Below are 13480 nucleotides of genomic sequence, written 5' to 3'. Positions count from 1 at the left end.
TATTAATTATATCATATACATTGTAATAGTGTATACATTTTATAAAAAATAATCGATAAGTTTATAATCCCTGGAGCAAGCCGATAAAAAATGTCTCTGCAACGACTGCAAAGACATAAAGCTTACGGAGAGTAGGGGTCTCCACAAGAAATGCCCAACGGCTTACTGCAACAACTAGTATAGCGTACTTTTATTACCGTGACAACACCAATGACAACAAAAGGTTATTTTTTGTTTGTTTCTTCCTATTATATTGTGTTTTTCATTTTTCTAAGTGAAATGGCTCAATTTCATTTATTCTAACATTTAGACTTCAATCAATCCATTATCATCTTTAACAAATAGATAATAAGTAGTTCCAAAATAAAAAAGCTCTCACCCAATATTGAGTGAGAGCTAATTGTTCTGAATCTTGATTATTATTTACTTTATGCATTAGTGTATACATTAATTCTATCTAGCCTTTAAAACCAGATCCAGAAGTGTACTCGAACGGAATGTATTCATCCGTAGCTATTCTAGCCATCGGAATGCCGTTAATAATCTTGAATCCATCAATTTTAAAAGATTTGGTAGTGCTGACAGACGCATTCTGTACACGCTTTCCTTTCTTATTGAAGACCGGTGCCGGTGAATCATCAATATATTTAACGATAATAAAATCCTTAAAAGTCGTCTTTGAAAGAGGAACAAAAATATCAGTAGCAATTTGATAATGAGGTTCATTATTTATCAATCTAATATCTGAACTCTTCCAAGTTGATCCTGCCTCATACGTTTCAGGTCGTTCAATGCCTAATCTGTCCACTGGATGTGTTTGTTCAGTTAATTTGATAACATTTTCTACTTTAGGCTTTTGGGGTTCAACTTTAGGTTGTGTGGTTGCTTCAGTTTTGGCTGGTTGCTTATCAAAGACTCCCCAATCATAGCTCATGTCTTGAGAACCACCGCCCCAGCTTGATGTGTACTGCCAAGCGACAATGTTACCTCTTGCTCCACAATCGTTTGATCCATAGCTAGCTACCCAAGTCGGGTACTTATTAGCATCAAGAATACCTTGGTTGAACCAACTAGCCATACTATATTGGAATACATTTGTATAACCTTGTGTTTCAAGGTAATTAATGAAAGTATCAACATAGCTTGCTACTGCCGACGTATTTAATGATGGATCCTCAACATCAACGCAAAGCGGTGTATCTTTTCCATAACCTAAATTAGTAACCGATTGTTCAAAGAATTTTGCTTCATTGATTGCATCAGTAACACTAATCGCTAGAAAATAATGATAGAATCCGACGTTCATGCCAGCTTTAATTGCATTCCTAGTTTGAGTTAATGCTTTAGGACTTAAATAGTTAGATCCATTAGCGCTTCCTTGAGTAGTTTTGATCAAAACGCTTTGAACACCAGAATTTACAAAATTTTGGAAGAATGCTAAATCATCTCTTTGATAGCTCGAAATGTCTGCAAAATATTTAGTCATGCTAGTTCCTCCTTAAATTTGTTGAATTTGAATAAGTTGGTGTTTGTACTTCTGTGGGAGTATTACTATTCGTATTACCCTTTGATGTGTCAGTAATTAAACCAAGAGAACCACCAATTAATAAGATAGTATTTACTATTCCCATAATTTGATTGATTTGATCAGAAGTGATTTCCCAGCCAAACAAATGACCAATTTGCTGGCCAAATACTAATATTAAAGAAATTAACGATACCCACCACGCTTTTGAATGGACATCTAATGTTAATTTATTCTTCATCATTAACCTTCCTCTTTTCTATTAAATAAAGTTTTAATTTCCTCATTGTCTTTAGTCAATTTCAATTCGTGCTCCTCTAGCTTTTTATCAAGCTTTTCAAAATGCTCTTTAAATTCTCTATGTTCTTCTTTTGAAGAATTTTTAAAATCTTGAACCGTATTTGCCAAATTATTAATTGAATCTTGAAGGGGCCTAGTTATGAAATGATTGACTAGCCAAATAAACCACCCACCAAAGCCAGTTATCAAAAGGAAAATACTTCCAAGCTCCGAAAGTGAGTAGCCTAAGAATGCATGTGGTGGCATATTTTGCCTTCTTTCCTTGAATGCAAAAAAAGAGTAGCCGTTAGGCTACTCCTTCTTTATCACTCTTATAATCTTCGCCAGTAATTTCTTTATATTGTTTGTCATCGATATTACCGATAACTACGAAATCTCCGACATCTTTATTTTGATATCCACCAATTGAATACATAAATTTAATAAAATCAAACATTATTTAGTACCTCCGTCATCTGTATTTGAACTTGGCCGTGTAGTGTCTAACAAAGGGGCAACTAATTTACCAAATTGTGCTAATCCTGCCACTGCATTCTCTGCCTTTTTATTTGCATCTTGTGCTGCTGCCAAAGCGGTTCCTACATTCTTTCCCAATAATGCATTAGCCTGTGTTTTCTCTTCGTCTGGCGTCATACCAGTTGAAATATGGACTAATAATCCATCAGATTCTCTGACTGTCCATAAGTATTCAGTTTCAATAGAAAAGGCCGGATCACTTTCAACGAGTGTCCAACCTTCTTTTTTTGCCTGTTCTTTAGCAGCTTTTTCATTTGTATTGTTTGTATTAATAACAATTTTATCTTCGTTTAATCTAACAGCAATCTTCATTTATATACCTCCTTAATATGGCGTTACCCTAGAAATTTCTACTTTAAAATCCTCATCGCTCCAAGAATTCAACACGTTGTATCCTAAAGTAATAATCATATTGAATGTTATCGAATTGGTTCCAATCTCAAAATAGCCATTTTTAATTCCTCTAAAGTATCTTTGGTAATGATGGCTACCAACATTTTCAGCAACAGGAGTATAATGCTGACTCATCGCAGTTGGATCGTATAATGTTGATGCCACTTCAGCCATCCCTGTAGTAGGAATATAGTATTTATTTCCAATGACTAGTTTCTCCTTCGGAATTCTAATAACGGAAGGTAAATTTGTACAACTATAAGCAACATATCCGCCTGTTGTTTTTGGGTTAATAGTTATCTCTAAACCCTTCATGGTATTTGAATAATAGTGATCAACGCCTGATAAACTGATGACTCCATTAGCATTCCCAGAAAATAAAACTACTGATGGTGGTAATTGAGCAACAGGTTTTTGCGTATAAAAAGTATTAATCATTGATACACCCAAATCATACTTTTCACCCGTTTTGGTATCAGTTAAATTATCGTAGGCATACCCAGAAACTTGACTAATATCAACAGAATTATCTCCAGAGTTATATTTAATATGTAACTCTGGACTTTTTAATTCAGTAGCAGATTCATCATTTTCACCTATACCATCAAATATAACTACCAGATCATTGCCTGTGATCAAATCCTTTTTATTAATAGAAATTGGCAAATACTGAGTAGTGACAAAATTCCCGCTATTAGCCTTATTATCCTTATCATATTGAATTGGCACTAGTGAACTATTACCAGCCACTCCTCTAGTTATCAGTGTTTTATTCATATATGGTACAAACTGTAAGCCATCTCCTGCCAAATTTAATGTAGTTCCTAAATCATCAGAAAATTTAGCAGTAGTTACTGTTGACGCAGATGTAGTACCAGTCCATTCAACTTTCCGACCAGTCAACGTACCATCATCAAGCAATCCGGGAATATAATTTATACCATTAGTATTCGGGTTATCACCGCCGCCAGTACCAGACCCTCCACCAAATGCACCAATATCTGTTAAATCTAAAAGATTATCATCCCCAGTGGGTTTTACAGTTTTAGCATTACCATCTTTATCTTTAACTTTTGCACCCATAACGGCCTGTGCGACAAGTCCAGCTACTTCGGTTAATTTATTTGTTGCCATTTATTTTCCCTCCTCTTAATTAGTTGTTGCTGCAGCATCAGAATCAAGTGCAGCAGTCATAGTTTCGATTTTCTTTAAAATGTCTGGATCCTCAATCTTATCTGAAGTATCGATTTTATCGATTTGCTTTTGAATCACGCCTTGTGCAGCATCTGCTGGTAAAAAGGCATTGGTTCCATCGATTTTGCTATCTTTTGGATCTAGCGGTGCAGTTGAGTATTCGCCTTGAGCATTTTTATATTTGATACCAATCGGCATCTTAGTTACTAATACAGCAACTTTCTCTAAATCATTATTTGCCGCCATTTGAATCATCTCCATTATCAGAATCTAATGCTTTACTCATAGCATCAATTTTTTTCTCAATCTCTGGATCTAAAATAACATCATTCATATTCAAAACAATATCCCCCGTATTAATCCCAAATTGGACATCTGAATAGAGTCCATCATGGGTTACTAAATTTGAACCTTTGATTTGTTCAGTTAACCCATCCATTCGAGTCTGAGCATCATCAACGGATTTATTCAAAGTACCAATTTTCTCTTTGTTATCTGCCACATAGCCGTCAATTTTATCGTTGCCGGTTTTTAAATTTTCATCCAGCTCATCAGAAATTTCTTCCATTTTTTGACGAACTGAAGCCAAATTATCCGCAATGATTGCTGCATATGAATTAAGAAGATAATTTAATTGGTGATCGGCTGAAAGCTGCATTTCTTTGATATGAAACAAAGCTCGCTGATATTCAGACACATAAAAAGCCATTGCTCGTGGATAGGACACGTCATTAGCAATGACATTTAGTGAGAAGTCTAAAGTTGTATAAATTTTAGTTCTGTCTGGAGATTCAATTACAAAGTGACAATTCTTATAATATCCAGGTGTTTGAGCCACTTCAGCCGGTGGTGACCAAATGATTTGACCAAGTTTAGCTTGAACACGATTGAATCCCTCATCATCATATATTTCAGCTCCAGCATGGTCATTACCTTCAAATCGAATCAAACAATTTGTCATGTCCACAGGGCCGTTTTTAGTCAAAAATAGTATTGGTGATTTAAGCATCCCTGATTGGCCTTGACGGATACTGATTTCTTGAAAGATTCGTTTATTGGTTAGTGTATCAACCACACCTTGAGGCAGATTATGAATATGTTCATCGTCTGTATCTTCGTGTGGAAGATAGAATGTCTTAGAACCATCTAGGTAGAAAATCATTGGTTGTTCTAGTGGAATGTCGGTTTTTAGAGTACTGTATTGACTTCCAACAGGAATATGTAATTCAGGGATATTGGCTTCCTGATTAGTTGGATCCGTATTAACTGTATCTGCCATCTAATCTTTCTCCTTTTCTAAATTTTGTTTAAGTGAATCAATCTTATTCTCGATACTTGCATCTTGAATTTCATCGTTAATATCCACTTGTTTATCTCCTGTGTATGAAGGTGGAAATACACTATTAAGACTGCTGCTATCTGGCTTGTATTCAACAGCATTGTTCAGGTTGTTGATTTGTTGTTGAAGATACTTCAATTTCCCATCTACTTCAGACTTAGAATAATATCTTTCATCGATTAATTTAGAAATTGACTGAGTTAATTCAGATAATTGTTCATCAGTTAATTGTTTGAAAAATTTAATAATTGAATTTTCGTTATCGGATTGAATTGCCTGATTCTTTAGCAATAAATTAATTGCCTTTTCGACTGTCTCAATGTTGTAGCTGTTTGAATGAAACATCGAAGGCCCTACTAATTCTTGAGTTAGTCGGTCTAAATGAACTTGATTGCCGTCAAATCCGGTAATGTTTTGTAGATTTGGAAATTTCAATACTTGCTTCAAATCAATCAATTTGTAATGCTTTACTACTGTTCTACCAGCTTGATCATTACCAATAATTTCAACAATTTGATTATTAGCCTGGTCGATGTAAGTAGTACCAGTCTTAGATGTCGGTGTTATTTGATTGTTAGGCAGTCGCCCATATTCAATCAATTGAACATCTTGATACAAATCAGGTGAATAAAATTGACTTGTTCCATCATATCTTTGCATTAACTTCCCTCCTGACTTTCTAATTTTCTTATTTTTGCTGATAATTTTTGAACTTCTTTAGTAAGAAGTCTGTTATTCCGATTTGATAATCGTATCTTGTCCGACATGTCATAATTGATATTGGTTCTGGACACTGTTGAATTATCCAGAGTCAATGTCATAGGTGAATCGTTTGTTAAAGGATTACCGCTCACACCATTCAAAGTAATCATTGTTTGAATTCCTAAAGGCTCTGCATTCAAATAGCTTGTGTCACCTAATTTCAACGTATCATCTTGAAAACTCACGTTGATTGTTAGTTCAACAATTGGCTCCGTCTGCATAACTGAATCAGCATATTTTTTCATCGCAGCTGCATCTTTAATTTGGTCATTAGTAATATCTTCACCGATTATCAAACCGTGTTTAGCACTAGATTTAGCGTTGTAGTAAAAAAACGGCTCGAAGTAGTATTTAACTTCGTCTGTTTCTGTCTTAGCTGTGTCATCCGTTGCAGTTTCTACTGCAGTCGGTTCAACATCAGTATCACCATCGAAATTGATATCATCGGCACATACCCATTCATTTGTAGCAACCTGGTACCAAGTTTTCCCACCGTATCCATCTGATACAGTTCCATTGATTTTCCACTGTGTACCATTGTCCAAAACTCTACCAGTAATCTCATGTTGTCCGGAATATGGGGAATCATATATCTTAGCTGAGGTTGGTGCTGTGGTAGTTTCATCATCCCCACTGCCAGTTGTTATGTCAGCGGCTTTGATAGTACCTTGCCCCCAAGTTTGCTCAACAACATGGCTTTCTGGTTTGATATCGTCAGACTTATTAAAAGGCATATATTTCGAATTGATCCATGCATTAATTCCAACCCGATACCAAATTACGCCATCAATAGAAACCTGTTCATCAACTGCCCATTTAGAGCCGTTTGGCAGTTTTTGACCTGTTAAAGAGCTATTTCCAACTGGTGAACTATAAACGGGAGCACCGCCATCTTCCATCGTTGAGATAGTCCCTCTGGCGTTACCGGTTGAGGTAGCTGCTGAAGTACTTCCACCACCGCTAGTAGTACCCGTGGAATCAGATGAGACACCACCATCAGCGGTAGTGTTATGTTCATCATCAACCGTAGCACCGTAAAGCATGGCACCATTAACAATTGAAGTAGAATCAACAGATAATTCGATGTCATTCGTGTTATGCGACCAAATATATTGTTTATTATTAATATTCTTATAACTATTGCTATCAAAAATCATGACTGTTTTACCGTCCGGATACCACTTGGCACCATAAGAATCGACAGCCTTCTGAACTGCATCAAGTCCGGAACAATTACCCCAATCGGTGATATCAACATTGTTGAAGTTACCATTGATTTGATAGGTAAAACCGTTTGTATTGTACTGACTACCAAAGATAAAACTCAGCATTGAATCAATAGAATAGCTTTGACTTCCCTTATTGACCTTGAATTGTCTGAAATTCTGAATATTGAAGATCTCATGTGTGGCAGTGACATCTTTAGTAACAAGGTCATCAATGTATTTAGGTACACTCTGCTTGATTTGATAGCGTTGGCCATCAAATACGATATACGTATCATTTTCCAACATATCGAAAGACACGCCGTCATGATCATTAAGATAGGCAGTGAAAGACACTTGAAAACTAGAACTCACTTGCCAATCGACTTGAAAAGAATCTTCATTTAGACACGTCAACCATTCTTCTTTCTGGCCATCAAATGATTGAATGTAAATTTTGTGTCCGTTAAAAGCCATTAGAAATAAATGAAGTAAAACTCAAAAGAGATATCTGAATTTGATAGGCCAGAAATTTCAAACTCGTTATCGCCTTTTGCAAGTGAAATTGTTCCATGATTGCTGTTAATCCCATCGGGTTGGCCATTAATATATGGATTAACACCATTAAGAATCAATTCATCATTTGTACTTAAAACTCGATTATAGGTAAATACTTCTCCTGTAGTCTTATTGGTAAGGGTTGGCGAACCAACGCCTGTAATGTGAATTTTTAGTACGTGATCTTGCCCTAATGGGTCAATTCTCACAGAACTAGGATTATAAATAGAAAACTTCTTTTCTTTGGACTCGAAGGAAATATCTTTATTAGGTATTCCCATGCCAAATGAAAAGAAGTTTTTATTTTTAAATATTTCTAGTGACGTTCCAACACTCTCACGCATTCCAGTGTAATTATTAAATGTAATAATCAAGCTGGCTTGATGTTCATTGAAATACGTTGGAGCAAATACTTTAGTTTTAACCCGATATTTGAAAGTCGGTTCGTTTCCGAATACAATCCAAAAGCCACTGCGAGTCATAAAGAAATTATGCAATTCAGAATATAACATTCTGAATTCTGTTTCATTTTCTCCATCTACCATCCAGGTAGAATTGATATCTCTACTATCAAAATTAGATGATGTTAAATGTTGACCATCTCTAGTATTAATTTTCTGGAAGTTATCAATAGGATTTGCTTGAGCAACATCCCAATCATAGCAATGAACCCCAAACAAATCTTGAACGTCATAATATGATTTCCAATTGACACCGTCACTACTAATGGCCACTTCAATTGGATCTTCAGGTAAAGATGATAGACTATCTCGCCCATGGCTGAATCCGTATGCATGTGGCTTTGGATTAGTCAATTCATCCTTAAATACTTGATTTGTCATTATTGTCTCATCCCTCTCTGATAAGCATAAATATCAGTGTCACGTCTGTTTTGTTGATTTAAGTTGCTTGAAGTTCTTGCAATATTGACTTCTGGTTGGAAGTCCTTTCTATTGATTGAACCAAGCAAATTGATAACACTATCCAGCTTTCTACCAATGTCTGAAGAAATATTACTTGTTATGTTTGATGACATTCTAAATTCTGGATGGAAGTCTGCCATTCTACCAATCAAATCGCCAAGAAGTGGAATGGCGGAAGGTTTAGATGGATTAATAGCAAACTCATCACCATCTTCACCGATAATGGCACTTGTAGCATTAAATACATGACCACCGTTGGCCATTAATCTTGGACCACTAGGTCCTGAAGCTTGCCCACGCCACTCGCCATATTTTCCGTTATAGCCCATTCCCATATCAGTACGCCACGTAGCGTCATTGAATAAAGCTATCAACTGATCAAATGGACTATAAATATTTTGATGACCAGGCATCGCATAATGATTAAAAGTTGGATCAATATACTGCAAAATACCTTTTGACGGTGTACCTGCCATAGCATTTCTATCAGTTAAATTAATAGCTCTAGGGTTTCCACCCGATTCGTTGGCAATAATTCTTTCAATCATATCAACGTTAAAATCAGTAATTGATTGATGCATATAAGCAGCAGCAGCTTTAATCATTGGACCATATGCAGTGGCTGGCATTTTACCAGAAACTGTGACTGATTGAAGTTGTTTCTTAAAACTTTCAGCCAAGCTCTTAACCCTATCGGCGACAGCTTTAACAATTCCATGACCAGTAGCAGGTCCCATTTTGCTTGAAAATTCTTCTTTAGCAAATTTACCATTTGTGACTGATTCGAATGCCTTAGATAAATTCCCAACAGGGTCTTTAATAAAGTCCTTAGCAAATTTAATACCTTTTTCGATATCTCCACCAATTTCTTTCATCTTAGAAGATACCCAAGAGCCTACGCCACTAGCCGCATCAGATATTCCGCTTTTGGCCATATCAAAGAAGTTAGATAAACTATCTCCAATACCATTTTCGTAGTGAGGAATTAAACCAGTTTCGACATATGGTCTTGCTGCTTGAGCAGGTAAAACTGATGAACCTTGTGGCAATGGCAATACAACATTTCTTTGTTGAGGCGAGAACATATGTCCATTTGGTAATTTAACAATTTCACGATAAACACTTGAGTGAGCATCATTAATCTTTGCTAATCCACCTCTATGGTAATTAGATCCAGTTTCAAGAGTCTTGATTTTTCCTAAGCTCTTTCCACCGAACATCTTGATAACACCGTTGATAGCTCCAATACCTGAATTAACGATTCCAATGATTCCATTCCAGGCATTTTTAGCAATATCCTTTAATCCATCAAAAATATTTTTGAATGTGTCAGATATTCCTTTCCAGACTGAGTGCCAAGCTGATTTGAAGTTAGAACTAAAGTCAGACCACCATGATTTCATACCACTTGAAAAATTGCTATACCATTTAGATAATCCACTAAACTTTTTGCTAAAGTAAGAACCTACGCCAGACCAAATTGAGTTCCAAGATTTTGAAAATCCAGAGCTAAATCCTGACCACCAGTCGTTCATGCCAGAACTCCAAGAACCTGCATTCTTTTGAGCTTCATTGAATTTCTCTTTTAAATCCTTAGCCCATTTAGACTTTTTGACTGACTTAGACATGTTAGACATCTGTTTGCCAACATCATCTGATGATTTCTGAATAGACTTAGACATGTCTGACATAGTATTAGACATATCCTTGGAGAATTTCTTCATATCTATAGCTTTAGAAATTTTCTTCCAAGATTTTTGCCAGTTTTTAGCTATTGGATTAAAGATTTTACCGAGCCATTTTGTTAACCCATTCCAATCTTTCTTAATTGATTTAACCAATGAAGAAATCGATTTTTTAATTGGCTTAACAAGTGGTTTAGTTATCTTTACACCAATACCGACAGGAAAAGCTAACGCATAAAGCGCTAACTTGCCAAAGCCTTTCATTCCTTTAACGATGCCTTTAGAGATGCCACCGCCAATTTTTCCAGCTTTTTTATTAAAGGATTTGAAGCCCTTTTGAACATTTTTTATTGCATTAGATGCCCACTTTCGGAAATCTTTACCGACTTTGGTATCCTTTAAAATAAAGGCACCAATACCTAAAAACGGGTTGGCCAAAGTAAGAAGTATTTCTTTTTTATGCTTACCCATCCAAGTAGCGATACCCTTTGTCCAATTAACAACAGCATCGCCAGCTTTTCTTGAATAATAGCCAGCCTTCTGGATAATTCCCTTTGGTGGTTTTGCACCACGGCCTTTTTTATTCCATCCGTCAGTGAAGTTTTTAGCAGCTTTACCACCATACTTTCCAAGCATACGACCTAATGTAGCACCGATAGCTTCACCAGCTGGACCACCAAGCATGAAACCTATTCCACCACCGATTGCTCCACCGGCAGCTTTACCAAATCCTTCAAATTTTTTCTCTGGATTCTTGGCTTTTAATGCACCGACTACATCCATAGTAGCAACACCAGCAACAGCGGCAGTCGTTACCCCTGTACCAATCTTTGCGCCTTTTGTCATATTACCGGCACTAACTTTTGAGAATTTACCGCCTTGAGTCACTTTACCTAATAAATCTTTTAGTCCTAATAACTGTTTCTTTGTTGCTGCAATTCCTTCAGTACCGAATCTGAATACTTTCTTTTCATTTTTACCTGAACCAACAACTTTTGTAAGAAGTCCGCCACCTTTTGACTGCATACCTGCCAATTTTAGTAGTGGATCAAATGCACCCTTGGCCATCTTGAATGTTTTCATTGCTACCAGATAACCGGCAATAGCCTTGATGACCGTTTTGTGTTTTGCAATACCCTTCAAGGCATCAGCAACTGCATGTAATGGATCACTTGCATCTTTTGAGCTGTCTTTCATCAGTCCCAAACTACTACCGATTGTGGTAATGATAGAACCGACATCTTTCCAGATAGCATTGAGAAATACTTTTAGGATTTCATTTAGACTACCGCCAACTGTCTTCAAGTCTTTAGCATGGTCAGTTATGTATCCAAAGAATACTTTGAATCCTTTATTAACTGAATCAATACCCCTATTTAAATTGGCAGCAAAGTCCTTTTGTCCACCTGTACCACCTGAGAGAGCACTCATAGCATCAGACATCCCATTAGAGATAGTTTTACCTAAGTCGCTAAATTTGTCCTTAGTGCGTTTATCTGCTACCCAATCAGATACAGTCTTGTAAATTGGGTTTTGAGCATTGAGAAATGGTTCAGTGAACGCTGATAACAAAACAGGAACTTGACTTTGGATAGTACGTTTCATTCCGGCTATTGTGGCACCAAAATTCTTAGTAGCCTTGCCGTACTTGGTTGCAGTATCTTCCAATACCTTATCCATGGTATCTGATGAAACCTTACCGGCTGAGATCATGTCGTTCAGCTGTTTCATCGTTAGATTCTTGTTACCAGTCATCTTCTGCTCGGTCTTGAGCAGTTCAATTCTCAACTTAGGAAAGACATTGACGAACGACATCATATCTTGAGCGGATACTTTCCCATTGGCAACCATTTGTCCCCACTGAGTTCCGAAGTTCTCAACTTCATCATCAGTTTTACCGAATGCATCCTGTAGTGTTAATACTGAAGTTGTTAATTTCTTAGTAGTTTCAGCACTATCATTGACTGAATAGAACTTTTGATTTAACTGGTCAACCATATGAGTAGAGTTATTAGCAGCTATAGCCATCTTGTTGGTCATATCTACCATTTTTTGACCATCTTTGGCGCTACCAGTTAAAGTCTTCCAAGTAGCGTTCATAGTTTGCTGAGCATTGGCGTATTCCATAGCCGCTGAAGTTGCGGACTTCAAACCACCAACGATTGACATAAGTCCAGTAGTCATCATGCTACCAACGAAACTACCCGCCAGAATTGATTTAAATTGGCTTGTTTTCTCTTTTGCTTTATCGATATGACTACTGAAATTACTTAATGCACTATTACCGCCATTAACATCGGCATCAACCTTTGTATTAAGATGTTTAGGAATTTTCTCAGTCTCACGAATAAAGTCTTCAATATCGTGGGTGTCAGCTATCGCATCAAGTTTTGTTCTTGCTTCTTTTGGTACCTTTTGATAGTACTGCTCAAAGGTAGTAAATCCTTCACGTTCAGCGATTGCCTTTAACTTAGATTGTTGGGTACGTGGCAGACTATTCAAGTCGTTCTTAAATGCCTGGAATCCACCCTTTTCAACATTAGCTTTTAATTGAGTGTACTTATCACGAGGGACGGTCTTCATGTAACCTTCGAACGTATCAAAACCGTTCTTTTCAGCCATAGATTTTAGAGTTGTTCGAACATCTTTAGGCAATCCTTGAAGTTTTTGTCCAAACGAAGTAATACCCTGTTCTTCAGGAGTGGCACCAAGTTTTACTTTTTTATCTTTGATACCGTCAATAGCCTCTTTGACCTTATTAGCTATCGGGGTTAGTTGATCAGCACCTTTGAAATTAATAATTTTATTAACAACAATATCCGACATCTATTCTCGCCCCCTTTGCATAACCAATTTGTAGAATGCCTTTGCATCCATCTGCTTTCTTTCGGAATCGTCGGATTCTTTGCCAAACTTCTCCGCATAATCTTTAATTTGACTCAATACTGTATCTATTTGCTGGCTTTGACCTTGAATATCATCAATTAGACCAACTGGCCGAACCATTGAATTAGATACACGCTGATTAGTTAAATTGTCGTATTGAGCTAGTAAGGCACCTCTACACAGGTCATCAAATT

General features: G+C 36.6%; 13 protein-coding genes. All 13 read right to left on the bottom strand.

The window, feature by feature from the left end; translation table 11 throughout:
- Nucleotides 1-457 precede the first annotated feature (457 nt).
- Genes LF20184_RS04415 through LF20184_RS04355 form a run of 13 tightly spaced genes read right to left on the bottom strand, consistent with a single transcriptional unit; the run spans nucleotide 458 to nucleotide 13406 of the window.
- Complete coding sequence (locus tag LF20184_RS04415; RefSeq protein WP_010019179.1) at nucleotides 458-1486, bottom strand: GH25 family lysozyme; 1029 nt, start codon at nucleotides 1484-1486, stop codon at nucleotides 458-460.
- A gap of 1 nt (nucleotide 1487) precedes the next feature.
- A complete protein-coding gene (locus LF20184_RS04410) occupies nucleotides 1488-1769 on the bottom strand; it encodes a phage holin (RefSeq protein WP_010019178.1) in 282 nt (93 codons plus the stop codon).
- Nucleotides 1769-2071 carry a hypothetical protein gene (locus tag LF20184_RS04405; protein WP_010019176.1) on the bottom strand — a complete coding sequence of 101 codons (303 nt, stop codon included), beginning with the start codon at nucleotides 2069-2071 and terminating at the stop codon, nucleotides 1769-1771. Before LF20184_RS04405 ends, LF20184_RS04410 begins: the two co-directional genes overlap by 1 nt.
- Nucleotides 2072-2111: 40 nt before the next feature.
- Nucleotides 2112-2261, bottom strand: a complete 150-nt coding sequence (locus tag LF20184_RS04400; RefSeq protein WP_010019175.1) for an XkdX family protein — start codon at nucleotides 2259-2261, stop codon at nucleotides 2112-2114.
- A complete protein-coding gene (locus LF20184_RS04395) occupies nucleotides 2261-2653 on the bottom strand; it encodes a hypothetical protein (protein WP_010019174.1) in 393 nt (130 codons plus the stop codon). The genes LF20184_RS04400 and LF20184_RS04395 overlap by 1 nt, the downstream gene beginning before the upstream one ends.
- 12 nt (nucleotides 2654-2665) lie before the next feature.
- Nucleotides 2666-3868 (bottom strand): hypothetical protein, encoded by a 1203-nt coding sequence (locus LF20184_RS04390; protein WP_010019173.1) that lies wholly within the window; start codon nucleotides 3866-3868, stop codon nucleotides 2666-2668.
- Between the two features lie 15 nt (nucleotides 3869-3883).
- Nucleotides 3884-4174 carry a hypothetical protein gene (locus LF20184_RS04385; RefSeq protein ID WP_010019172.1) on the bottom strand — a complete coding sequence of 97 codons (291 nt, stop codon included), beginning with the start codon at nucleotides 4172-4174 and terminating at the stop codon, nucleotides 3884-3886.
- On the bottom strand, nucleotides 4161-5207 hold the full coding sequence (locus tag LF20184_RS04380) for a BppU family phage baseplate upper protein (protein ID WP_010019171.1): 1047 nt from the start codon (nucleotides 5205-5207) through the stop codon (nucleotides 4161-4163). The genes LF20184_RS04385 and LF20184_RS04380 overlap by 14 nt, the downstream gene beginning before the upstream one ends.
- Nucleotides 5208-5927 carry a hypothetical protein gene (locus tag LF20184_RS04375; RefSeq protein ID WP_056945230.1) on the bottom strand — a complete coding sequence of 240 codons (720 nt, stop codon included), beginning with the start codon at nucleotides 5925-5927 and terminating at the stop codon, nucleotides 5208-5210.
- The gene (locus LF20184_RS04370; RefSeq protein WP_056945229.1) at nucleotides 5927-7711 is read right to left on the bottom strand and encodes a phage tail protein; all 1785 of its coding nucleotides are present in this window, start codon (nucleotides 7709-7711) and stop codon (nucleotides 5927-5929) included. Before LF20184_RS04370 ends, LF20184_RS04375 begins: the two co-directional genes overlap by 1 nt.
- Entirely contained in the window at nucleotides 7711-8634 is a 924-nt protein-coding gene (locus LF20184_RS04365) for a phage tail domain-containing protein (RefSeq protein ID WP_010019165.1), read from the bottom strand. The genes LF20184_RS04370 and LF20184_RS04365 overlap by 1 nt, the downstream gene beginning before the upstream one ends.
- Entirely contained in the window at nucleotides 8634-13226 is a 4593-nt protein-coding gene (locus tag LF20184_RS04360) for a tape measure protein (protein ID WP_010019164.1), read from the bottom strand. Before LF20184_RS04360 ends, LF20184_RS04365 begins: the two co-directional genes overlap by 1 nt.
- Nucleotides 13227-13406 (bottom strand): hypothetical protein, encoded by a 180-nt coding sequence (locus LF20184_RS04355; protein ID WP_010019163.1) that lies wholly within the window; start codon nucleotides 13404-13406, stop codon nucleotides 13227-13229.
- Nucleotides 13407-13480: the final 74 nt, after the last annotated feature.

This window comes from Companilactobacillus farciminis KCTC 3681 = DSM 20184 (assembly GCF_002706745.1).
In the GTDB taxonomy this organism is placed as follows: Bacteria; Bacillota; Bacilli; order Lactobacillales; family Lactobacillaceae; genus Companilactobacillus; species Companilactobacillus farciminis.
Note: the sequence above shows the minus strand (reverse complement) of the source record. Positions and strands in the feature narration are given on the sequence as shown.